Genomic DNA, 23024 nt, shown 5'->3' with positions numbered 1-23024 from the left:
GGCTGGTTTGGCCACCGCAACACTCAAGCCTCACTGGTGTCCTTGATCAAATGCGCCGCCAAGGTGCGCAACGGCCCCAACTGGCGGCAGATCAATGCCAGTTGCGTCTGCACCAGGCGCTGGCCTTCGTCGATTTCATCGGACATCTGCTCAAGCTCGCTGGCGAGGGTTTCTTCCTCGTCGCTCTGGATTGCAATCGGCTGCTTGCTCGCCAGGCCTTGGGCGATTTCGTCGATGCTGGTCGCCAGATTCACCCCCGCGCCGTCGATCAGGTACTCGCGCACGTCCGTGGGCAATTCCGTGCCCCGGTGGGCGCCCAGGCCCGACAGGTAGCTGAGCAGGGTATGGGAGAGCACCAGGAAGCGGAACCCGACATCGGCTTCCTTACGGAAGTGCCCGGGCTCCATCAGCATGTTCGCCAGCGTCGTGGACAGCGCGGCGTCGGCGTTATGGGCGTTGCGTCGGGCCAGGCGATAGGCCAGGTCGTCGCGCTTGCCGGCCGCGTATTGCTGCATGATCTGGCGCAGATAGATGCTGTTGCAGGTCAGCGTATTGGCGAGGACTTTGTTCAGCCGCCGCCCTTGCCAGTCGGGCAGGAACAGGAAAACCGCCAGCCCGGCGATCAGGCTGCCCAGCAGGGTATCGAACAACCGTGGCAGAAGCAGTCCATAGCCGTCCCCGACCTGGTTGAAGCAGAACAGCACCATGATCGTGATGGCGGCGGTAGCCAGGGTGTAGCGGGTGGTGCGGTTGGTGAAGAACACCACTCCGGCGACGATGGCGAAGCACGATTGCACCAGCGGGTTGGGAAACAGGTCGAACAGCGCCCAGGCCACCGTCAGGCCGATGGCGGTGCCGATGATCCGCTGGCCGAGCTTGCGCCGGGTGGCACCGTAATTGGGTTGGCAGACGAACAACGTGGTGAGGATGATCCAGTAGCCCTGGGAAGGGTGGATCAGATGCACCATGGCGTAGCCGACGCTCAGGGCCAGGGGCAAGCGCAGGGCGTGACGAAACAACAGCGAAGTGGGCGTGAGCTGTGTGCGCAGGCGCAGCCAGACGTCCTTGAGGTTGCGCGGCGAGCGGTCGAGGAGGCTGCTGTCGGAGGCATCGGCCAGGGCGTCGGGGTTGCTCGCATCACTGAGCAGGCGGTCCATCGTGCCCAGGTTCACCGACAGCGCCCGCAGCGAGCGCAGCAAGCCACGCCAGGCCGGGTTGCTCTGGATGCGTAGGTGTTCAAGGGACGCATGCAGGTCATTCAAGGCTTCGGCGAAGCTGTCGTCGTAGACGAACGGTTGGCGTAGCTGGATCGACTCGGCCAATGCCTGGCAGGCCTTGCCTTGCTGGCGCAGCAGACGCTGGCAACGGAACAGCACATCGCTGTGGAAGAAGGCCTCGGCCAGGGCGTTATAGGGGTAGTGGGACGAGCTCGCGCGTTCGTGGATGTCCTGGGCGAGGAAATAGAGTTTCAGGTAGCGGCTGACTTTCGAGCCCGGCCGGCCATTGCCGACGCGGTGCAGGATGATTTCCTTCGCGCTGTTGAGCGCAGCGACCACCCGGCCGTTCTGCTGGGCCAGTTCCAGGCGTCGTGCCTCGACGTCCAATTGTCGGACCGGTTCGAGCAACGACGACTTGAGCTTGAGGTAACGCCCCAGTTCACGGAAAAGTCGCGCCAGGCTCTGCTGCACCGGCTGGTTCGAAAACAGCGCGTGCCACACCACCGAGAGCAGGCCGTACCATGCGGCGCCCGCCACCAGAAGCAAGGGTTCATGCCAGAAATCCGTGACCGCGCCACCGCGTTGGTCCACGCCGATCATGGTATAGACCGACAGGATCAGAGTCGCCGAAGCAATGGCGCCATACCGCTCGCCCAGGGCGCCGAGCATGGTCAGGCCGAATGCCGCCAGGGCCAGGGCAACGATGAAGAGGATGGGGTAGGGGAACAGCAATTCCACCGACAGCGCGGCGACGCTGAAGCACACCAACGTCACCGCGAGTGCGTTGAGGCGGCCTTGCCAGCTGTCGTCGGTTTCGGCCAGGGCGCTGGCGATGATGCCCAAAAACAGGGGAATCAGCAGCGCCATCTCGTCCAGGTACCAGCACAGCCCCATGCTGCCGGTCAGGGCGATGAACACCCGCACGCTATAACTGAACTTGTCCAACGCCCAAAGGCGACGCAGTGACTGGCTAAACGAGGTCGATGACATGAAGTGCAAGGGCCTGACGGGCAATGACGCTAAATTGAGGCAGTAATGACGCCGATGCAATGGCGGCGATCACATCTGGCAGCAAAAAGTGTTCCTGCATGCCAAGGACACACCTTTACCCTGTGGCGAGGGAGTTTGCTCCCTCGCCACAAAAGCAGGCTCCACATCGGTGAGAATCAGACGTACTGCGCCGCCGCATACCCTGACGCCCATGCCCACTGGAAGTTGAACCCGCCCAGGTGCCCGGTGACGTCCAGCACTTCGCCAATGAAATACAGGCCAGGGCTTTTCAACGATTCCATGGTCTTGGACGAGACTTCCCGCGTATCGACGCCACCCAGGGTGACTTCGGCGGTGCGGTAGCCTTCGGTGCCGGCGGGCACCACGTTCCAGCTCGCCAGTTTTTCGGCGATGTCGGCGAGCTCCGCGTGGGTGTATTGCTTCATGGGTTTGGAGACGAACCAGGTGTCCGCCAGCAGGTTGGCCATTTTCTTGGTGAACAGCTCGCCCAGCAAGGTCTTCAGCTCGCTGTTGGGGCGTTCGGCTTGTTGCTGCTGCAGCCATTGCGGCACGTCATGGTCGGGCAGCAAGTTGATCTGCACCGTGTCCCCTGGCTCCCAGAATGATGAAATCTGCAGGATCGCCGGACCGCTCAGGCCGCGGTGGGTGAACAGGATGTTTTCGCGAAAACTCTGGTCGTTGCAGCTCACCAGGCAATCCACCGAGGTGCCCGACAGTTCGGTACACAGGGCCTTGAGTTGATCGGTAATGGTGAACGGCACCAACCCGGCGCGGGTCGGCAGCAGTTGATGGCCGAACTGCTTCGCGACTTGATAACCGAAACCGGTCGCGCCCAGGGTCGGGATCGATAGCCCGCCGGTGGCGATCACCAGGGACTGGCAGGCGATCGGTCCGAGGGTGGTCTGCAACTGGTAGCCGCCGTCGGTCTTTTCGATCTGCTCGATGGAAGTGTCCAGGTGCAGATTGACGCCCGCCTGGTCGCATTCATCCAGCAGCAGGCCAAGGATGTCGCTGGACTTGTTGTCGCAGAACAACTGACCGAGTTTTTTTTCGTGATAGGGCACGCCGTGCTTGGCCACCAGGGCGATGAAATCCCACTGGGTGTAGCGGGCCAGGGCCGACTTGCAGAAGTGCGGGTTCTGCGAAAGGAAATTGCCCGGCTCGGTATACATGTTGGTGAAATTGCAGCGTCCACCGCCCGACATGAGGATTTTCTTGCCAGCCTTGTTGGCGTGGTCCAGCAACATCACTTGGCGCCCGCGCGCGGCAGCGGTGAGCGCACACATCAACCCCGCGGCGCCAGCGCCAATGATCACGACTTCGGTAGAGCGCAAAACGGTGTCCTCTAAATGTGTCGCCACAAAACCCAGTGTGGGAGCGAGCTTGCTCGCGATGGCGGACTGTCAGACAACATCAATGTTGAATGTACCGGCCTCATCGCGAGCAAGCTCGCTCCCACAGTTTGATCTCTGTCTATCGGTCAGAGGATCCGCACCCGCAACGACCGACCCTTGATCTTGCCATCGTTCAGGCGTTGCAGCGCCTGTTTGGCGATCCCGCGTTCCACGGCCACATAGGCCTGGAAATCGAAGATAGCGATCTTGCCGACCTGGGCCCCGGGGATGCCGGCCTCGCCGGTCAGGGCGCCTAGGATGTCACCGGGGCGGACTTTGTCCTTGCGCCCGGCGCCGATGCACAGGGTGCTCATGGCCGGCAGCAACGGGCCGCCTCCCTGAGGCTTGAGGTTGTCCAGTTGGTCCCAGTTCAACGGCGATTTCTGCAGTTGTTCGATGGCCTGGGCGCGATGGGCTTCGGAGGGCGCCACGAGGCTGATGGCGATGCCTTTCTCACCGGCGCGACCGGTGCGGCCGACGCGGTGGATATGGATTTCCGAATCCCTTGCCAGTTCGACGTTGATCACCATGTCCAGGGCATCGATGTCCAGGCCGCGGGCCGCGACGTCGGTGGCCACCAGCACCGAGGTGCTGCGGTTGGCGAACATTGCCAGCACCTGGTCGCGGTCGCGCTGTTCCAGGTCGCCGTGCAGGCCGACGGCGGAGATGCCCTTGGCCGTCAGATGGTCGACGGTTTCCTGGACCTGCTGCTTGGTGAAGCAGAACGCCACGCAAGACGCCGGACGGAAATGCGCCAGGACCTTGACCACCGCGTCCATGCGCTCCTCGGGAGAAATCTCGTAGAACCGCTGTTCGATCTGCGCGTCGGAGTGCAGCGCTTCGGCCTTCACCTGCTGCGGGTCGCGCATGAATTTGGAAGCAAGTTGCTTGATGCCCACCGGGTAGGTCGCGGAGAACAACAGCGTCTGGCGGCGTTCCGGGGTCTGCTGGATGATGTCTTCGATGGCGTCGTAGAAGCCCATGTCGAGCATGCGGTCGGCTTCGTCGAGAATCAGTGTGTTGAGGCCATCGAGCACCAGCGAACCCTTGCGCAGGTGCTGTTGGATACGCCCTGGCGTGCCGACGATGATGTGGGCGCCGTGTTCGAGGGAGGCGATCTGCGGGCCGAAGGACACGCCGCCGCACAGAGTCAGGACCTTGATGTTATCTTCGGCGCGGGCCAGGCGGCGGATTTCCTTGGCGACCTGGTCGGCCAGCTCGCGGGTCGGGCACATCACCAGGGCCTGGCAGCCGAAATAGCGTGGGTTGATCGGGTTCAGCAGGCCGATGCCGAAGGCCGCGGTCTTGCCGCTGCCGGTCTTGGCCTGGGCGATCAGGTCCATGCCCTTGAGGATCACCGGCAAGCTTTGCGCCTGGATCGGCGTCATCTGGGCATAACCGAGTGATTCGAGGTTAGCCAGCATGGCGGCGGACAACGGCAAAGTATTAAAAGCGGTGGCGATGGTGGTCACGGGACGGGCCTGCAAAACAAAATGTCGCGCAGTGTAGCAGCCTCGTGCCACTTTCTTCGAAAGATCTGGACGAGCTGTGGCGCAGTTCTGAAGTGGGCGAATTCCCCGTGGCGAGGGAGCTTGCTCCCGCTGGGGCGCGAAGCGGCCCCAAACCGGCCCCAAACCGGCCAACACGGTGCACCTGAAAGTTCGCATTGCCTGGATTGCGACTGCTGCGCAGCCGAGCGGGAGCAAGCTCCCTCGCCACAAAAGCCCTGAAGCCTTAAAACCGTTCGAGTCCTATCTAGTGCTCGATATGCTCATCCGGCCGCTTGACCCGTCGCCCATCCTGCTTCGACAGCTGGGAAAAGATCGTCGCCGCCAGCATCGCCATGATCCCCACCGTCACAAAAGTCAATTGAAACGCGCCCAGCACCGTGTCCACGCCGTCGTTGCCGACCTGGGCGGTAAAGCCTCCCAGCAGGGCACCTGCACAAGCCACGCCCAGGCTCAGGGACAGTTGCGCCACCACCGACAGCAGGCTGTTGCCACTGCTGGCGCTGGCGTCGTCCAGGTCGATCAGGGTCACGGTGTTCATCGCGGTGAATTGCAGCGAGTTGATCGCTCCCAGCACTGCCAGGTGCGCCAGCAACAGCCAGTACGGTGTTTGCTCGCTGACCAAGCCCATGCTCGCCAGCATCACGCCGAGGGCAAGGGTATTACCGGTCAGGACGATGCGATAGCCGAAGCGTTCGATCAGCGGGCGGGCCACGGACTTGGCGACCATCGCGGCGGCCGCCAGGGGCAGCATGCTCATCCCCGCCTGGGACGGTGAATAACCCAGGGCGACTTGCAACAGCAACGGCACCAGGAACGGCAGGGCACCGCTGCCCAGGCGCGCGAACAGGTTGCCGAGGATGCCCACCGCGAAGGTCCGGGTCTTGAACAGCGACGGTGGAAACAGCGCGTTCTCGACGTGCCCGGCGCGCACCCAGTAAGCCGCCAGGCAAGCCATGCCGCCAAACAGCAGCAGCATCACCCGCAGGTGCGGCAGGTGCAGTTCACCCAGCCCCTCCATGGCGACGGTGATCAGCACCATCGCCGCGCCGAACAACAGAAAGCCCACGCCATCGAAGCGCGTGCGCTCAGTGCCGCGCAGGTCCGGGATGAATTTCCATACCGCGTAACAACCGACCACGCCCACCGGCAGATTGATGAGGAAAATCCAGTGCCAGGTCATGTACTCCACCATCCAGCCGCCCATGGTCGGGCCGATCAGCGGGCCGAGCAGCCCGGGGATGGTGATGAAGCCCATGATTCGCACCAACTCCGAGCGCGGGTAAGCCCGCAGTACCACCAGCCGGCCCACCGGCAACATCAGCGCACCGCCCAAGCCTTGGACGACCCGTGCGCCGATCAACATGCTCAACGAGTTAGACAAGGCGCACAGCAGCGAGCCGAAGCTGAACAGCAGGATCGCGCCGAAGAAAATCTTCTTCGTGCCGAAGCGGTCGGCGATCCAGCCCGAGGCCGGGATCAGCAAGGCCACGGTGAGCATGTAGGCAATGATCACGCCTTGCATGCGCAGCGGGTTTTCCGCCAGGTCGCTGGCCATGGCGGGCAGGGCGGTGTTGAGGATGGTGCCATCCAGGGACTGCATGAAGAAGGCAATCGCCACCACCCACGGAAGCCAGCGGGCGGTGACGGCGTCGAGGGGAGCGCGGTTGGGCATGGGACCTCTTGTGTGAAATAAAACAATTACCTGTGGCGAGGGAGCTTGCTCCCGCTGGGGTGCGGAGCACCCCCAAACTGGTGAACACGGTGTGCCTGACAGATAGCGTCGCCTGGATTACGACTGCTTCGCAGCCGAGCGGGAGCAAGCTCCCTCGCCACGGGGCACTGCGTGTTATAGCGTCAACGTGAGCTTCTTGACCAACGCCCCCGGCAGCAACATCGAGGCCGTGGCCCGCTGGCTGTAGGTGCTGGCCGAAAGCAGAAGTTCCCGCTCCCGGGTCAGCGCTTCGAGTTGCGAGCCGAGCAAACTGTAGACGCTGTCGTCGAAGCGCATCGTGCTCACCGGCGCCTGGATCTGACCGTTCTCGACCCAGAACGTGGCGAAGCGGGTCATGCCGGTCAGACGCGCCGCCGGTTGGTCGGAGTAGTTCAGGTACCAGAGATTGCTGATGTACAGCCCGATGCCGAGTTGCTCGAGGATGTACTTCTGTTCCAATTGCCCGCCCTGCATGTCCAGCGCCGTGGGGTATTCATAGCTGCTGGCGCCGTTGGCGGCGAGGCCGTATTCGGCGGCGCTGCGGGAGTTGACCAGTTGCGCGTTGGCCATGCCCTTGGCGATCAGCCCCAGGTCATCGCGGGGATAACCTTCGTCGGAAAATGCCGGGCTCAATGAGCCGCTGACCTGCTCCGTCAACCACACGTTGGGACTGAAGTGGGCTTCGCCGGCGTAGAATTTCTGCAACGGGCTTTGCTTGCTGGCGATCGCCCGGGCCGAGAATCCGCCCCAACTGAGCATGCCCATGATTTCTTCCAGCGCGGCCGGCGCCAGGTAGGCGCGGTATTCGCCCGGCGGCAGCGTACGTAGGGGCAGGCCGAGGAATTGCAGCTGCTGGCGTGCCTGCTCGAAACGTTGGGCGAATCCTTCGCTGCTCCAGGCGTGTCCCGCGTAGCTGGCCTTCACGGCCTGGCCGTTTTCATGGAACAAGCTGAAGTCGAAGTTGAAACTGTTGGCCTGATGCCAGCCGAACGCTCCCGAGGAACTGGCGAAGCCACGGCTGATGGGGCCTGCGGCGTAAAAGCCGACCAAGTCCAGGCCCTCGGCGGCACGGCTGATTTCAGCGACGGCTTGCTCGGTGTCCGGCAGGGGATGGTCCTGCACGTTGCTGCTCTGCCAATGGTTGTGGTTGAGCAGCAGGTAGGGATCGGCTGGCAGCAGCGGCAACGTCTCGCGCAACTGTTGCAACCCGTCGGCCAAGCGTCGCAGGTCGGTCTCGGTGTCGCCGGACAAGGTGATCTGCAGATCGGCATGACGGCCGTCATTGATCAACTTGAAACTGACGTTGGCCTGTTGCACCTGGCCGGCCTGACGGACCTTGCCGTGGTTGAAGCGCACGAAGGCCGACGACTCGGCGGCGTAGCCGAGGGTAAATTGCTCAGGTTCGCGCAACGCGTCGCGCAACCAATCGACCAGTGCTTTGAACGCCCCAGCTTGATTATCGACGGTGCTCATCAGGCATCCCCCCCAAACACGTCCACGTTGCTGAACACACAGGCCGGCGACGCATGGCCAACGCGGATGACCTGGTTCGGTTCGCCCTTGCCGCAATTCGGTGTGCCAAGCACTTGGGAAGTGCTGGCGTCGCCCACGGCCCGCAGGCTCTTCCAGAACTGCGCGGAGATGCCCCGGTAGTTGGGGTTCTTCACTACGCCCTTGAGCTCACCGTTCTCGATCAACTGGCCCCATTCGCAGCCGAACTGGAATTTGTTGCGGGCGTCGTCAATGGACCAGGAGCGGTTGGTGCGCATCAGCACGCCATGCTCGATGCCTTGGATCAACTGCTCCAGGGATTGGTCGCCGGGCTCGATGTTTAGGTTTGCCATGCGGTCGATGGGCGGACGATTCCAACCGCAGGCGCGGCTGTTGGCAACACCGTCGAGGCCGGCGCGGAACTGCGACAGCGCGCCGCCCAATGGGCGCAGCAACAGGCCTTCGCGAATCAGGAACTGCTTGCTGGCGGCCGTGCCGTCGTCGTCATGGCTGTAACTGGCCAACTCCTCGGGAATGTCCGGATCGAAGGTCACGTTCAACAGGCTGGAGCCGTACTGCAGGTGGCCGAAATCCTCGGTCTTGACGAAGCTGGTGCCGGCGTAATTGCGCTCGTCGCCGAGGATGCGGTCCAGTTCCAGCGGATGGCCGATGGACTCGTGGATCTGCAACATCATCTGGTCGGGCATCAGCAGCAGGTCGCGGGGACCTTGGGGGGTGTTGGGCGCCATGAGCAATTGCAGGGCCTGGTCGGCGATCCTTGGACCGGCGCCGATCAGGCCGCAACGGCTGATCACATCGAAACCGCCTTGCTGGCCGAAATTTTCCCGGCCCAGGGTGCGGGTCTGGCTGTCGTTGCCGTCGAAGGCGGTGACGTCCAGGGCCGGGTAGATGAAGCGTTGGGCCTGGCGCAGTTCAGCGCCGGCGCTGTTGAGGTAGATCTGCTCGACCTGGGTCAGGCCGATGCTGGCCTGCCAGTTCACCAGGCGCTCGTCGGCGGGCACCGCGGCCGATTCGTCGCCGAGCAATTGGTAGCAATCGCTCAGGGGCGGGAAGGCCTGGTCGAAATGCGGCGAGAAGTAGTCGGCGCGGTCGCTGGACACCGGTTGGTCGCGCAGGTCCAGCAGGGCGTGGGGCTTGAGCTGGCGAGCGTATTGCTCGGCCCGCTCCAGCGCCGCTTGCAGGCCGGCCAGGGAAAGGTCGTTAGTGGCCGCATAGGTTTCGACGCCATTGACCCGCACGGTGAGCATGGCGCCTTCGTCGTGGCTCAGGCTCGGAGGTTCGGCGACGTTCTTGCGCACCGACAAGTGTTGGCCGGACTCGCGTACGTAACGCAGGGAAAAGAACTCAGCGCCCGTGCGCAAGGCAGCGAAACGCTGCTTGAGCTGGGGTTGGAAGTCGAACATGGAACCTCCTTGTCTGGAGTGGCGATGCAGCGAGGTGCGGCGCATTGGCGCGGGCGGCTCTAGAGTAGGCCTGGGGCGGGGGAGGGATCAAGGCAGATGGGGATTTGCGGTGTCAGGTCGGACGTCATCGCGAGCAAGCTCGCTCCCACAGTGGATCTTTGGTGGTCACAAAATCTGTGTTCACCGCCAATCCCCTGTGGGAGCGAGCTTGCTCCGGGCGGCGATCCGACGAAGGCCGCGCCGCGATCTGGAGTCTTACTGCGCGGCCGTCGCCACTTCACGCAACGGCTTGCCGCGCACCGGCGCGTCGCCGGCGACGTAGTAAGGTGCGGTGCTGCGCGGCAAAGGCTTGCGGCCACGGATCTTGTCGGCGATTTTCTCGGCGATCATGATCGTCGGCGCGTTCAGGTTGCCGGTGGTGATGATCGGCATGATCGAGGCGTCGACCACGCGCAACCCTTCCATGCCGTGCACGCGGCCTTCGCCATCCACCACGGCCATATCATCGGTGCCCATCTTGCACGAGCAGGATGGGTGGAACGCGGTTTCGGCGTGCTCACGGATGAACTGGTCCAATTGCTCGTCCGTCTGCACCTCGATGCCCGGGCTGATTTCGCGACCACGGAACGGATCGAGCGCCGGCTGCTGCATGATCTCGCGGGTCAGGCGGATGCCGTCGCGAAATTCCTGCCAGTCCTGCTCGGTGGCCATGTAGTTGAACAGGATGCTCGGGTGCTGGCGCGGGTCCTTGGACTTGGCCTGGATCCGGCCACGGCTTGGCGAACGCATGGAGCCCATGTGCGCCTGGAAACCGTGCTCTTTCACGCCGTTGCTGCCGTTGTAGTTAATCGCCACCGGCAGGAAGTGGTACTGGATGTTCGGCCAATCGAACTCGGGGCGCGTACGAATGAAGCCGCCGGCCTCGAACTGGTTGCTGGCGCCGATACCAGTGCCGTTGAACAGCCACTCGGCACCGATCGCCGGCTGGTTGTACCAGAGCAGCGATGGGTACAGCGAGACCGGTTGAGTGCAGGCGTATTGCAGGTACAGCTCAAGGTGGTCCTGCAGGTTTTCACCGACGCCAGGCAGGTCGTGGACCACCGGGATGTCGAGGTTTTCCAGCAGCTTGGCAGGGCCGACGCCGGAGCGTTGCAGGATCTGCGGCGAGGCGATGGCGCCGGAGCACAGCAGCACTTCCTTGCGCGCCCGGGCCTCGACGCGTTCTTCTGCGGCGCCCACCAGGTAACGCACGCCGACCGCGCGTTTGCCTTCGAAGAGGATCTTGTCGGCCAGCGCGTGGCTGACGATGGTCAGCGTCGAGCGCTTCTTGGCGACGTCCAGGTAACCGCGCGCGGTACTGGCGCGACGGCCATTGGGCGTGACGGTACGGTCCATCGGGCCGAAACCTTCCTGCTGGAAGCCGTTGAGGTCCTCGGTACGCGGGTAACCGGCCTGAACGCCGGCTTCGACCATGGCGTGGAACAGCGGATTGTTGCCAGGCTTGGGCGTGGTCACACTGACCGGGCCGTCGCCGCCATGGTAGTCGTTCGGGCCGATGTCTCGGGTTTCGGCTTTACGGAAATACGGTAGGCAATCGAGGTAGGTCCAGTCTTCCAGGCCGGGCAGCTTGGCCCAGTTGTCGTAGTCCAGCGCGTTACCGCGGATGTAGCACATGCCGTTGATCAGCGAAGAACCACCCAGGCCCTTGCCGCGACCGCATTCCATGCGACGGCCGTTCATGTGCGGCTCCGGATCGGTCTCGTAGGCCCAGTTGTAGCGGCGACCCTGGAGAGGAAATGCCAGGGCGGCGGGCATCTGGGTACGGAAGTCGAGGCGATAGTCCGGGCCGCCGGCTTCGAGCAGCAAGACGGTAACGCCTTCGTCTTCGGTCAGGCGGGTAGCCAGGGTGTTACCGGCCGAGCCGGCACCGATGATGATGTAATCGAATTCTTGGGACATGAAATGTACCCTCTTTTGGAGTTGGTTCAGGTCGCGGTCATCGAGTGCCACATTCTCTGTGGCGAGGGAGCTTGCTCCCGCTCGGCTGCGCAGCAGTCGCAAACAGGGCGACCGTGTTCTGTCTGGATGAACCTGGGAGCTGGGTCGGGGCCGCTTCGCGGCCCAGCGGGAGCAAGCTCCCTCGCCACAAGGGCCCCGGCCTCAGGCTCGGTCTCAGATCAGAACACCGACGTGTAATCGCCCATTTCGACCTGCACCGACTTGATGCGCGTGTAGTTGGTCAGCGAGCTGATCCCATTCTCCCGGCCCACGCCCGATTGCTTGTAGCCACCGACCGGCATTTCCGCCGCCGATTCGCCCCAGGCGTTGATCCAGCAGATGCCTGCTTCGAGCTGGTGGATCACGCGGTGCGCGCGGTTCAGGTCGCGGGTCACGACACCGGCGGCCAGGCCGAAGTCGGTATCGTTGGCGCGGCGGATCACTTCTTCTTCGGTATCAAAGGTGAGGATGCTCATCACCGGGCCGAAGATTTCTTCACGCACGATGGTCATGTCATCGGTGCAATCGGTGAACACGGTCGGGGCCACAAACGCGCCCTTGGCCAGTTCGCCTTCCGTCAGGCGACCGCCGCCGCACAGCAGGCGCGCGCCTTCGGCCTTGCCTTTATCGATGTAGCCCAGCACGTTTTCCATGTGGGCGAAGCTCACCAGCGGGCCGAAGTTGGTGTTCTCGTCTTCCGGGTTGCCGATGCGGATGCGCGCCACGCGCTCGGCGATCTTGGCTTCGAAGGCAGCCTTCAGGTGGCTCGGCACGAACACCCGGGTGCCGTTGGTGCAGACTTGGCCGGAGCTGTAGAAGTTGGCCATCATCGCGGTGTCGGCGGCGCGGTCCAGGTCGGCGTCGTCGAAGATGATCAGCGGCGACTTGCCGCCCAGCTCCATGGTCACGTCCTTGAGCGAAGAGCTCGAGGCACTGGCCATGACCTTCTTGCCGGTGTCGGTGCCGCCGGTGAAGGAGATTTTCTCGATGCGCGGGTGCTCGGTCAGCCAGGTGCCGACCTCACGGCCGCTGCCGGTCAGCACGTTGAACACGCCTGCTGGAACGCCGGCCTCGGTGTAGATCTCGGCCAGTTTCAGGGTGGTCAGCGAGGTGACTTCGCTGGGCTTGAAGATCATCGCGTTGCCAGCGGCCAGGGCCGGGGCGGATTTCCACAGGGCGATCTGGATCGGGTAGTTCCATGCGCCGATACCGGCGACGACGCCCAGGGGCTCGCGGCGGGTGTAGACGAACGACGTGGTGCGCAGCGGAACCTGTTCGCCTTCGATAGCGGGCACCAGGCCTGCGTAATATTCCAGCACGTCGGCGCCAGTGACGATGTCGACGTAGCGGGTTTCGGAATAGGCCTTGCCGGTGTCCAGGGTTTCCAGGGCCGCGAGCTCATCGTTGCGTTCGCGCAGGATGTCCACGGCGCGACGCAGGATGCGCGAGCGCTGCATGGCGGTCATCGCCGCCCAGACTTTCTGGCCTTTTTCGGCGCTGACCACGGCACGCTCGACGTCTTCTTTCGTTGCGCGCTGCACCAGGGCGAGTACTTCACCGTTCGCCGGGTTGATGGCTTCGAAAGTGGCGTCGCCGCTGGCATCGCTGTACGCGCCATCGATGTAGAGTTTTTGCAGTTCGAAACGGGCCATAAAGTCCTCGCAAGTGCATAAGTGGTTGGCTGACCACCGAGCGTGTCGTTTACAGCTGACTACGCGCTGCGGTGGGGGTTCAGGAGTCGAGCGGTTCTGTGTGCTCTGGCGCTCCTGCCTTGGCCAGTTGGAAATCCATGTATTCGTACGCGATCCGATGTGCCTGGGCGGTGTCGAACGCGTCTCCCGACAGCGCTCCGCGCAGCCACAAACCGTCAATCAGAGCGGCCAGGCCCCGGGCCGCGCTGCGTGCCTGGTCGACAGGCAACACGCGGCGGAACTGGCAACACAGGTTGGAATACAGACGGTGATCGTTGATCCGCTGCAACCTGTGCAATGACGGGTGATGCATGCTGGTGGCCCAGAAGGCCAGCCAGGTTTTCATTGCCGGGCCGTTGACCTGGCTGGCGTCGAAGTTGCCCTCGATGATCACCTTCAGGTGAGCTCGCGGGCTCGGGTCCGTCAGCGCTTGACGACGCGCGGTGACGTTCTCGCTCAGGACGGTCATCAGGTACTGGGCCGTAGCCGCGATCAGGCCATTCTTGTCCTGAAAGTAGTGACTGATGATGCCGTTTGAAACACCGGCCAAACGGGCGATCAGCGCAATGCTGGCGTCCCCCATCCCGACCTGATCGACAGCCTGCAAAGTGGCTTCGATCAATTGCTGGCGGCGGATGGGTTGCATACCGACCTTGGGCATCTGCAAATCTCCTTAGGCCATCGGGCGGATGAGTAAGGTCCGCCGTCATGAGGGCCAGTCTATTTTGTTTTGATTGAACGTTCAATCAACAAAGAATAAGCTCTGCGACAATTCGTCGCGATTTACCGGTTTTCCTACGGGGTAAATGGCGCAGAAACGAGACATCAAGAGCCCAGAGACCCGCGCAATCGCGGGGCAAGGGCTTTCCGGGTGTCTTTATAACACCCGCCGGTCGGCTGCCAACCCACCGATTGGCCGGGTATCGCGTTGCCTTGTCCTTCTCTCGCACTGCCTGGAGCATCCGTGCAATGAGTTCTGCCTTGCTAATAAAGACCCCGCCGCAGAAGGTGACGGTCAACGGTTGGGTGTTCTACACCTCCACCGCGCTGATTCTGTTGCTGACCGCCATTCTGATCATCGCCCCGCAGGAGGCCGGCCGTCTGCTCGGCATTGCCCAGGCGTGGTTGTCCCGCAGCTTCGGCTGGTACTACATGGTGGTCATCGCTGCCTATCTGGTGTTTGTGGTCGGCCTGGCATTTTCCTCCTATGGCAAGCTCAAGCTGGGCGGCAAGGACGATACGCCGGACTTCAGCTACGGCGCCTGGGCCGGGATGCTGTTTTCGTCGGGCATCGGCATTTCATTGCTGTACTTCGGCGCATCCGAGCCGCTGGACCATTTCTTCAACCCCCCTGAAGGCGTGGCCGGCAGCCAGATGGCCGCGCGCCAGGCCGTGCAATTGACGTTCTTGCACTGGGGCCTGCATGGTTGGGCGATCTATGCCCTGGTGGGCTTGGCCGTGGCGTATTTCGCCTATCGGCACAACCAGCCGCTGGCGCTGCGCTCGGCCCTGTATCCATTGGTGGGCGAGCGCTGGGTCAAGGGCGCGGCCGGCCATGCGGTGGACGGTTTCGGCATGTTCGTGACGTTGCTGGGGCTGGTGACCAACCTGGGGATCGGTTCGCTGCAAGTCGCGTCCGGTTTGGAAAACCTGTTTGGCATCGAGCACAGCAACACCAATTTGCTGATCGTGATCATCGTGATGAGCACCGTGGCGACCATCGCCGCCGTGTCCGGCGTGGAAAACGGCATCCGCCGGTTGTCCAACCTGAACATCGTGTTGTTCAGCGGCTTGCTGATTTTCGTGTTGCTGTTCGGTCCGACCCTGCACCTGCTCAACGGTTTCGTGCAGAACATCGGCGACTACCTCAACGGCGTGGTGCTCAAGACATTCGACCTGTACGTCTATGCCGACGACACCGCGAAATCGGGCCGTTGGATGGGCTTGTGGACCCTGTTCTACTGGGCCTGGTGGATCTCCTGGGCGCCTTTTGTCGGCATGTTCATCGCGCGCATTTCCCGTGGCCGCACCGTGCGTGAGTTGGTGGCGGGCGTGTTGCTGATTCCCCTGGGCTTCACCCTGGCCTGGTTGTCGATCTTCGGTAACTCGGCCCTGGACCTGGTGATGAACCACGGCGCGGTCGAGCTGGGCAAGACGGCGTTGACGCAGCCGTCGATGTCGATCTATCAGCTGCTCGAATACTATCCGGCGTCGAAGGTCGTGATCGGCGTGTCGATCTTCGTTGGTTTCGTCCTGTTCCTGACCCCGGCTGACTCCGGCGCGGTGATGATGGCGAACCTTTCGTGCCAGGGCGGCAACGTTGACGAAGACGCGCCGCATTGGCTGCGGATCTTCTGGTCGGTGGTGATCACGCTGGTGACCATCGGCCTGTTGTTCGCGGGCAACTTCGAGGCGATGCAAACCATGGTGGTGTTGGCTGGCCTGCCGTTCTCGGTGGTGCTGGTGTGCTTCATGTTCGGGCTGCACAAGGCCATGCGCGAGGATGTGCGGGTTGAGCAGGAACGGGCGGAGTTGGCGGCGCTGGGTCGGGTCTTTAGCTGACCCGTTCGATAGTTGTGAACACTGTTGTGGCGAGGGGATAAATCCCCTCGCCACAAAAGTATTCCAATTCTGGTTCCTGCACACACACACACACACAAACAAAAACGCCGCGATCATCTCGCGGCGTTTTTGTGTGCATTGGCTTTAGCCCAGGTTTTTGCCGAGCAGGGCGTGATACAGCTCGCTGTCGCCGAGGATGCCGACGACTTGCTGATTATCGTGAAGCACCAGTTTGTTGCCGGTCTGGTAGCGGATCTGCAACGCGTCGCGCATGCCGATGCTGGAGTCGACCAAGGTCGGGAAACGCCCCAAGCCTTCGACGGACTGCCCTGGCGCCCAGTTCTGCAGGTCTAGGGCGGCGCCGTTCTGCCGGGCGCCCTTGATGGTGTTGCCTTCGGCCAGGTCAAGCCAGGAATCGCCGCCCGGATCCAGGCACACCGAGCCGTTGATGCGCTTGCAGTTGTCCAGGGTGCGCATCAGGCTGCGGCCGCAGAGCACATTGAGCGGATTGGTATGGGCGACGAACGTGCGCACATAGTCGTCCGCCGGGTTCAACACGATCTGTTCCGGCTTGCTGTACTGGATGATGCGGCCGTCTTTCATGATCGCGATACGGCTGCCCAGCTTCAGGGCTTCGTCCAGGTCGTGGCTGACGAACACGATGGTCTTGCTCAGCTTGCGTTGCAGTTCCAGCAGTTCGTCCTGCAGGCCTTGGCGGATCAGCGGGTCGAGGGCCGAGAACGGTTCGTCCATCAACAGGATGTCGGCGTCCATCGCCAGGGCGCGGGCCAGGCCGACCCGTTGCTGCATGCCGCCAGACAGCTCGTCGGGCTTCTTGTTGCGCCACTGGGTCAGGCCCACCAGCTCGAGTTTTTCATCCACCAGCTTCTTGCGTTCCTTCTCCGGCCGGCCCTGCATTTCCAGGCCGAAGCTGATGTTTTCGCGCACCGTCAGCCAAGGCATCAGGGCGAACTTCTGGAACACCATGGCGATGCGCTTGGTGCGCATCATCTTCAGTTCGGCGGGAGTGCAGGAGGCGATATCGATCTGCCGGCCTTCGTGCTCGACGAACAATTTGCCGCGACTCACGGTGTTCAAACCGTTGATGCAACGCAGCAAGCTGGATTTGCCGGAGCCGGAAAGGCCCATCAGCACGCAGATCTCGCCTTTTTCGATGTCGAGGCTGGCTTTTTCCACGCCGACGATCTGCCCGGTCTTCTTCAGGATTTCGTTGCGCGTCATGCCCTTGTCGAGCAATTTGAGGGCTTCGCGTGGATCTTTGGAGAAGATCACGTCGACTTCTTCGAAGCGGATTATGCTCATGCGTCACCCCCTACTTTGGCGTCGGGTTGTTTGCAGATTCGGTCGAGCATGATCGCCAGCAATACGATCGCCAGGCCGGCTTCGAAGCCCAGGGCGATATCAGCGGTGTTCAATGCGTTGACCACGGGTTTGCCCAGGCCGTCGGCACCGACCAGTGCCGCGATGACCACCATCGACAGCGACAACATGATGCATTGGGTGATTCCGGCGGCGATGCTCGGCATGGCGTGAGGCAGTTCGATGCGCGACAGGAGCTGGCGCCGGGAGCAGCCGAAGGCTTTACCGGCGTCCATCAGTTCGTCCGGAACGTCGCGGATGCCCAGGTAGGTCAGGCGGATGGGCGCGGCGATCGCGAATACCACCGTGGAGATCAGGCCCGGGACCACACCCAGACCGAACAGGGTCAGGGTAGGAATGAGGTAGACGAAGGTCGGTACGGTCTGCATCAGATCGAGCACCGGACGCATCATGGTGTAGAACATCGGCTTGTGCGCGGCAACAATGCCCAGCGGCACACCGATAAGCACGCAGACCAGGGTCGCGAACAGCACCTGGGCGAGGGTTTCCATGGTCTCTTGCCAGTAACCCAGGTTGAGGATCAACAAGAAGGACGCGATAACGAAAACGGTCAGGCCCCATTTGCGCTGGATGAAGTGCGCCAGTAGCGCGATGAGGCCGATAAGCACCAGGGGATTGAACCAGGTCAGCGCAAACGTCACGCCGTGAATCATCGTTTCCAGAAACATTGCGATTGCATCGAAGGTGTCGGCGCCGTTTTGCGTCAACCATTCGACAAAGCCCGCGATGTACTGGCCCAAGGGTATTTTCTGATCAATAAGCATGGTAGTGAACGTCCGCATGCAAGGAATAAACAGCCCGGACGAGCGAACTCGCCCGGCATAAGCTTTTTACTGCGCGAGCTTGGCTTTCACGGCCTCCAGGCCAGGTTTACCGTCAACGGTGGTGACGCCGGCGAGCCAGGTATCGAGTACTTGTTGGTTTTTCTTCAACCAGGCCTTGGCGGCGGCTTCAGGCTTCATCTTGTCGTCCAGCACGTTGCCCATCAGCGTGCTTTCCATGTCCAGGGTAAAGACCAGGTTTTTCAGCAACTGGCCAACGTTGCTGCATTCCTGGGCATAGCCCTTGCGGGTGTTGGTGTAGATGGTCGCCTGGCCGAAGTTCGGGCCGAAGTATTCATCGCCACCGGTGAGGTATTTCATCTTGAAGCGGGTGTTCATCGGATGCGGTTCCCAGCCCAGGAACACCACGGCGGTGCTGCGACGCTGGGCCCGATCGACCTGGGAAAGCATGCCGGCTTCGCTTGACTCGACGACCTTGAAGCCGGCGTCCTTGAGGCCGAAGGCGTTCTTGTCGATCATGCTCTGGATCAAGCGGTTGCCGTCGTTGCCCGGTTCGATGCCGTAGATCTTGCCGTCCAGTTCCTTCTTGAACTTGGCGATGTCGGCAAAATCCTTGAGGCCTTTGTTGTACAGCTCTTCGGGGACCGCCAGGGTGTACTTGGCGTTTTCCAGGTTGGCGCGCACGGTTTCCACGGTGCCCGCTTCACGATAGGCCTTGATGTCGTTTTCCATGGTCGGCATCCAGTTGCCGAGGAACACGTCCATGTTCTTGCCATCGGCCAGGGACTTGTAGGTCACCGGCACGGAGATCATCGTGGTCTTGGTCTTGTAGCCGAGGGCGTCGAGCACGACGCTGGTGGTGGCGGTGGTCACGGTGATGTCGGTCCAGCCGACATCGGAGAAGTTGACGGTACTGCATTGGGCGGGTTCTGCAGCGTTGGCCAGCATCGGAAGACTCAGCATGGCGGCCAACAACAACGGCGTGGAACCTTTCATGGGTGGACTCCTGGTGTTTTATCGGCAGTGTCCGGTCGGGACAACCGCGCTTTTTTGCTTTTTTTAAGTTGCGGTTGGCGGCGCGTGGGCACTCTTCGTGGCACGCGGCCTTGCAAACGAGCCGTAACCGATCATGTACCAGTGCAAATCCGACGCCTACAGGGCGCGTCGTATCCAGTACAGGGAGGGTCGCATCCAGTGTTGGTGACGTCGTTTACAGATTTTTTCGGCCCTCGGCTGGCTTCTGATACGTAAAAAACGTCGTAAAACCTGGGCGACAAAGACGCGGCGTTGGTGGGCATGATTGCGTCGGTGTCAGACGTCGAAAGCCCATTCAAAAGCCGGATGATGCGGCCATCCCGGCGTTGAGCGTAGCAGCTGCGCCACCGGACGCTCCCGCGCCCGGATGTGTCCGTTCTGGAGAGTCAAGGCAATGGCCATCAGCGTGTTCGACCTGTTCAAGATTGGTATCGGCCCGTCCAGTTCCCACACCGTGGGGCCCATGCGCGCAGCGGCGCTGTTTGTCGAAGCGTTGCGGGCCAAGTCGCTTTTAAATGACGTGCGGCGGGTCGAGGTGCAATTGTTTGGTTCGCTGTCGGCCACCGGCATCGGTCACGGCAGCGATACCGCCACGATCATGGGCTTGATGGGCGAATGGCCCGACTCGATCGATCCGTCGCAAATCGGTACGCGCATCGAGCTGCTGCGCGAGACCCAGACCCTGCTGCTCGATGGCCGCCTGCCGGTGCCTTTCGTCTGGTCCCGCGATATGCGCCTGCTCGACGAAAACCTGCCGTTCCACCCCAACGCGATGACGCTGGTGGCGGAGGGTGAAAACGGCGAACTGCACCGCGACACCTATTATTCGGTCGGTGGCGGCTTTGTGGTCGACCAGGCCCAGGCGTCCAGCGGCGTGATGGACCTGGACACCACCGAGTTGCCTTACGATTTCTCCAGCGCCGAGGAACTGCTCGGGCTGTGTCGCACGCATAACCTGCGAGTGGCTGAGCTGATGATGGCCAACGAGAAGGTCTGGCGTTCGGAAGAAGAGATTCGCAGCGGCCTGATGAGACTCTGGCGAGCGATGCAGGACTGCGTCGAGCAGGGCCTCAAGCACGAAGGCATCCTGCCTGGTGGCTTGAATGTCCGTCGGCGCGCGGCCAAGTTGCACCGCAGCCTGCAAGAATTGAACAAACCGAACGTGATCGGCTCGACCCTGAGCGCCATGGAGTGGGTCAACCTGTTCGCCCTGGCGGTCAACGAAGAAAACGCCGCTGGCGGGCGCATGGTCACGGCGCCGACCAACGGCGCGGCGGGGATCATTCCGGCGGTGCTGCATTACTTCATGAAATTCAGCGAGGCCGTTACTGACGCCAACGTCGTGGATTATTTCCTCGGCGCGGCGGCGGTGGGCATCCTGTGCAAGAAGAACGCCTCGATCTCGGGCGCCGAAGTCGGCTGCCAGGGTGAAGTCGGCTCGGCCTGCGCCATGGCGGCGGCAGGCCTGGCGGAAATCCTCGGAGCCACGCCGGAGCAACTGTGCAACGCGGCGGAAATCGGCCTGGAGCACAACCTCGGCCTGACCTGCGATCCGGTGGGCGGCCTGGTCCAGGTGCCGTGTATCGAGCGCAACGCCATCGCCGCGGTGAAAGCAATCAATGCCGCGCAGATGGCCCTTCGGGGTGATGGTCAGCATTTCATCTCCCTGGACCGTGTGATCCGCACCATGCGCGATACCGGCGCCGACATGCACGACAAATATAAAGAGACTTCACGGGGCGGGCTGGCGGTAAGCGCGGTGGAATGCTGATTCAGCACTGCAAGATAATCCCGTGGCGAGGGAGCAGGCTCCCTCGCCACGGGTGTTGAAAAATCGCTCGTAAAACGCACACCGTAGGAAAAACACGCCACGTTTTGGCGCGTCGCAAACAGATAAGGCGTGACTTGGCGGTCACGCCTTTGTACGCCGCCCTACCGTCCGTCCCCGCGCTTGCGGTGACAACCATCGCGCAAACGGCGCGGGCCAGTGACCACAAGTGCTACCGATCTGCTCACAGCCCGCCCTGGCGTTCGCCCGCAGCCCATGATGGCACTTGGAACCCGGCCTCGACGGGGCCCTTATATAGACACGCCGGCATGTCGTTTTCAGGAGTTATTGAACGCGCATTCAAATTTAGGCATGGCAATTGCTCTGTCCCGATAAAGCCCCTCTCACGCAAGAGAATGAGGGCAATAACAAGAGCCTCCGCCTGAGGCCATCACCCGCTTTGTGTGAGGAGATACCGCGATGACGACGTCCAACTCCGGGGCCCAACCCCAGAACCGTGCGCCTCAATCCATCGGCTTTCTGCTGCTGGACAATTTCACGCTGATTTCCCTGGCGTCCGCGGTGGAACCGCTACGCATGGCCAACCAGCTGTCGGGGCGCGAGCTGTACCGCTGGACCACCCTGACCGTCGATGGCGGCCAGGTCTGGGCCAGTGACGGTTTGCAGATCACCCCGGACGCCTCCATGCACAAAGCCCCGGCCCTGGACACCGTCATCGTGTGCGGCGGCATCGGCATCCAGCGCACCGTAACCCGCGAACATGTCTCATGGCTGCAAGGCCAGGCCCGTCAATCCCGTCGTCTTGGCGCAGTCTGCACCGGCAGTTGGGCCCTGGCGTGCGCCGGCCTGCTGGACGGTTTCGATTGCAGCGTGCACTGGGAATGCCTGGCCGCGATGCAGGAAGCTTTCCCACGGGTTTCGATGAGCACGCGCCTGTTCACGCTTGACCGCAACCGCTTCACAAGCTCCGGCGGCACCGCGCCGCTGGACATGATGCTGCACTTGATCAGCCGTGATCACGGTCGCGAGTTGTCGGCGGCGATTTCGGAAATGTTTGTCTACGAGCGTATCCGCAACGAGCAGGATCACCAACGTGTGCCGCTCAAGCACATGCTTGGCACCAACCAGCCGAAGTTGCAGGAAATCGTCGCGCTGATGGAGGCCAATCTCGAGGAGCCGATCGACCTGGACGAGTTGGCGGTGTACGTCGCTGTGTCCCGCCGTCAGCTGGAGCGCCTGTTCCAGAAATACCTGCATTGTTCGCCGTCGCGCTATTACCTCAAGCTGCGACTGATTCGTGCGCGGCAACTGCTCAAGCAGACGCCGATGTCGATCATCGAAGTGGCCTCGGTGTGCGGCTTCGTCTCCACGCCGCATTTCTCCAAGTGCTACCGCGAATACTTCGGCATTCCGCCACGGGACGAGCGCGTCGGCTCCAACACCACGCAACAAGTGGCGATGATGCCGCTGCCGCAGGCGTTGGTGCTGTCGCCGCTGTCCGGCCCGCTGTCGGCGCTGAGCCAGGCGCGCAATGAGTCGACGTTTGCGAGTGTGAGGCTCTAAGACTTCAGCGCGTTCATCGCGAGCAGGCTCGCTCCCACAGGTTTTGTGTCGTTCACAAATCCTGTGGGAGCGAGCTTGCTCGCGATGGGTTTCATCAGGCGTTATGGTTCTGCTGGTACTGCGCCAACGCCGGTAACAGTTGCTGATCGATTGCCTGGCGCACCGCCGGCAGGATGGTCGCGCTGCTGGTGTACATTTCCTTGACCAGCCTGCGCAGCTCATTGGCGCGAGCCCTGTCCAGGCCTCGTACGGCGCACTCGCACGCCTGCTCGGCAGTCGCGCCACTGGGTATCTGCAACCCCAGGGCCTTCAGATGGCCCAGCAGGTCTTCCTGGTCGATCAAATCGGCGTACATCATGACGCTTTTCCTTGTTCAGGGATTGGGGTCGTGCCTGGATTCTGGTAGCCACCCGAATCGGCGGCAAGGGCAAATCGTCGTTCTGT

16 protein-coding genes are annotated in these 23024 nt (G+C 62.3%); 3 read left to right on the top strand and 13 right to left on the bottom strand.

Annotation, left to right across the window (positions count from 1 at the left end; all coding sequences use genetic code 11):
- Positions 1-23: 23 nt before the first annotated feature.
- The 9 genes from yccS to betI form a co-directional block, all read right to left on the bottom strand.
- Positions 24-2207, bottom strand: coding sequence for a YccS family putative transporter (gene yccS, locus J3P90_RS24125; protein ID WP_434675499.1), 2184 nt, complete (start codon positions 2205-2207; stop codon positions 24-26).
- Between the two features lie 176 nt (positions 2208-2383).
- Positions 2384-3562, bottom strand: a complete 1179-nt coding sequence (locus J3P90_RS24120) for an NAD(P)/FAD-dependent oxidoreductase (protein ID WP_420764968.1) — start codon at positions 3560-3562, stop codon at positions 2384-2386.
- 146 nt (positions 3563-3708) lie between these two features.
- Positions 3709-5046 carry an ATP-dependent RNA helicase DbpA gene (gene dbpA / locus J3P90_RS24115; protein ID WP_420765169.1) on the bottom strand — a complete coding sequence of 446 codons (1338 nt, stop codon included), beginning with the start codon at positions 5044-5046 and terminating at the stop codon, positions 3709-3711.
- Between the two features lie 331 nt (positions 5047-5377).
- On the bottom strand, positions 5378-6805 hold the full coding sequence (gene mdtD / locus J3P90_RS24110; RefSeq protein ID WP_420764967.1) for a multidrug transporter subunit MdtD: 1428 nt from the start codon (positions 6803-6805) through the stop codon (positions 5378-5380).
- 174 nt (positions 6806-6979) lie between these two features.
- The gene (locus J3P90_RS24105) at positions 6980-8317 is read right to left on the bottom strand and encodes a TldD/PmbA family protein (protein ID WP_434675498.1); all 1338 of its coding nucleotides are present in this window, start codon (positions 8315-8317) and stop codon (positions 6980-6982) included.
- The gene (locus J3P90_RS24100) at positions 8317-9759 is read right to left on the bottom strand and encodes a TldD/PmbA family protein (protein ID WP_434675497.1); all 1443 of its coding nucleotides are present in this window, start codon (positions 9757-9759) and stop codon (positions 8317-8319) included. Before J3P90_RS24100 ends, J3P90_RS24105 begins: the two co-directional genes overlap by 1 nt.
- A 255-nt stretch (positions 9760-10014) precedes the next feature.
- Entirely contained in the window at positions 10015-11718 is a 1704-nt protein-coding gene (gene betA / locus J3P90_RS24095; RefSeq protein ID WP_434675496.1) for a choline dehydrogenase, read from the bottom strand.
- Between the two features lie 218 nt (positions 11719-11936).
- Entirely contained in the window at positions 11937-13409 is a 1473-nt protein-coding gene (gene betB, locus J3P90_RS24090) for a betaine-aldehyde dehydrogenase (protein WP_434675495.1), read from the bottom strand.
- 79 nt (positions 13410-13488) lie between these two features.
- Positions 13489-14109 carry a transcriptional regulator BetI gene (gene betI, locus J3P90_RS24085; protein ID WP_434561885.1) on the bottom strand — a complete coding sequence of 207 codons (621 nt, stop codon included), beginning with the start codon at positions 14107-14109 and terminating at the stop codon, positions 13489-13491.
- Positions 14110-14474: 365 nt separating this feature from the next.
- Here betI and J3P90_RS24080 point away from each other — a divergent pair, with 365 nt between their 5' ends.
- A complete protein-coding gene (locus J3P90_RS24080; protein WP_434564071.1) occupies positions 14475-16010 on the top strand; it encodes a BCCT family transporter in 1536 nt (511 codons plus the stop codon).
- 144 nt (positions 16011-16154) lie between these two features.
- On the opposite strand, the gene choV is transcribed toward J3P90_RS24080, so the two are convergent.
- The 3 genes from choV to J3P90_RS24065 form a co-directional block, all read right to left on the bottom strand.
- On the bottom strand, positions 16155-17333 hold the full coding sequence (gene choV, locus J3P90_RS24075) for a choline ABC transporter ATP-binding protein (RefSeq protein ID WP_420764961.1): 1179 nt from the start codon (positions 17331-17333) through the stop codon (positions 16155-16157).
- Positions 17330-18175, bottom strand: coding sequence for a choline ABC transporter permease subunit (gene choW / locus J3P90_RS24070; RefSeq protein WP_420764960.1), 846 nt, complete (start codon positions 18173-18175; stop codon positions 17330-17332). Before choW ends, choV begins: the two co-directional genes overlap by 4 nt.
- 66 nt (positions 18176-18241) lie before the next feature.
- Positions 18242-19189, bottom strand: coding sequence for a choline ABC transporter substrate-binding protein (locus tag J3P90_RS24065; RefSeq protein WP_434675494.1), 948 nt, complete (start codon positions 19187-19189; stop codon positions 18242-18244).
- Positions 19190-19622: 433 nt separating this feature from the next.
- Here J3P90_RS24065 and J3P90_RS24060 point away from each other — a divergent pair, with 433 nt between their 5' ends.
- Positions 19623-20999, top strand: coding sequence for an L-serine ammonia-lyase (locus tag J3P90_RS24060; RefSeq protein ID WP_434675493.1), 1377 nt, complete (start codon positions 19623-19625; stop codon positions 20997-20999).
- A 477-nt stretch (positions 21000-21476) separates the two neighbouring features.
- The gene (locus tag J3P90_RS24055) at positions 21477-22580 is read left to right on the top strand and encodes a GlxA family transcriptional regulator (RefSeq protein ID WP_013694424.1); all 1104 of its coding nucleotides are present in this window, start codon (positions 21477-21479) and stop codon (positions 22578-22580) included.
- A 94-nt stretch (positions 22581-22674) separates the two neighbouring features.
- On the opposite strand, the gene J3P90_RS24050 is transcribed toward J3P90_RS24055, so the two are convergent.
- Entirely contained in the window at positions 22675-22938 is a 264-nt protein-coding gene (locus tag J3P90_RS24050) for a hypothetical protein (protein ID WP_434561889.1), read from the bottom strand.
- Positions 22939-23024: the final 86 nt, after the last annotated feature.

Origin of the sequence: Pseudomonas sp. D3-10, from assembly GCF_051132175.1 — a bacterium.
Classification (GTDB): domain Bacteria; phylum Pseudomonadota; class Gammaproteobacteria; order Pseudomonadales; family Pseudomonadaceae; genus Aquipseudomonas.
The sequence above is the reverse complement of the archived record's forward strand: the minus strand, read 5'-3'. Positions and strand labels throughout refer to the sequence as shown.

Excerpts from the sequence above, each read along its gene's own strand:
- yccS (WP_434675499.1), bottom strand. The coding sequence starts at position 2,207 with ATGTCATCGACCTCGTTTAGCCAGTCACTGCGTCGCCTTTGGGCGTTG.
- dbpA (WP_420765169.1), bottom strand. The coding sequence starts at position 5,046 with ATGCTGGCTAACCTCGAATCACTCGGTTATGCCCAGATGACGCCGATC.
- mdtD (WP_420764967.1), bottom strand. The coding sequence starts at position 6,805 with ATGCCCAACCGCGCTCCCCTCGACGCCGTCACCGCCCGCTGGCTTCCG.
- J3P90_RS24105 (WP_434675498.1), bottom strand. The coding sequence starts at position 8,317 with ATGAGCACCGTCGATAATCAAGCTGGGGCGTTCAAAGCACTGGTCGAT.
- J3P90_RS24100 (WP_434675497.1), bottom strand. The coding sequence starts at position 9,759 with ATGTTCGACTTCCAACCCCAGCTCAAGCAGCGTTTCGCTGCCTTGCGC.
- betA (WP_434675496.1), bottom strand. The coding sequence starts at position 11,718 with ATGTCCCAAGAATTCGATTACATCATCATCGGTGCCGGCTCGGCCGGT.
- betB (WP_434675495.1), bottom strand. The coding sequence starts at position 13,409 with ATGGCCCGTTTCGAACTGCAAAAACTCTACATCGATGGCGCGTACAGC.
- betI (WP_434561885.1), bottom strand. The coding sequence starts at position 14,109 with ATGCCCAAGGTCGGTATGCAACCCATCCGCCGCCAGCAATTGATCGAA.
- choV (WP_420764961.1), bottom strand. The coding sequence starts at position 17,333 with ATGAGCATAATCCGCTTCGAAGAAGTCGACGTGATCTTCTCCAAAGAT.
- choW (WP_420764960.1), bottom strand. The coding sequence starts at position 18,175 with ATGCTTATTGATCAGAAAATACCCTTGGGCCAGTACATCGCGGGCTTT.
- J3P90_RS24065 (WP_434675494.1), bottom strand. The coding sequence starts at position 19,189 with ATGAAAGGTTCCACGCCGTTGTTGTTGGCCGCCATGCTGAGTCTTCCG.
- J3P90_RS24060 (WP_434675493.1), top strand. The coding sequence starts at position 19,623 with ATGGCCATCAGCGTGTTCGACCTGTTCAAGATTGGTATCGGCCCGTCC.
- J3P90_RS24055 (WP_013694424.1), top strand. The coding sequence starts at position 21,477 with ATGACGACGTCCAACTCCGGGGCCCAACCCCAGAACCGTGCGCCTCAA.
- J3P90_RS24050 (WP_434561889.1), bottom strand. The coding sequence starts at position 22,938 with ATGATGTACGCCGATTTGATCGACCAGGAAGACCTGCTGGGCCATCTG.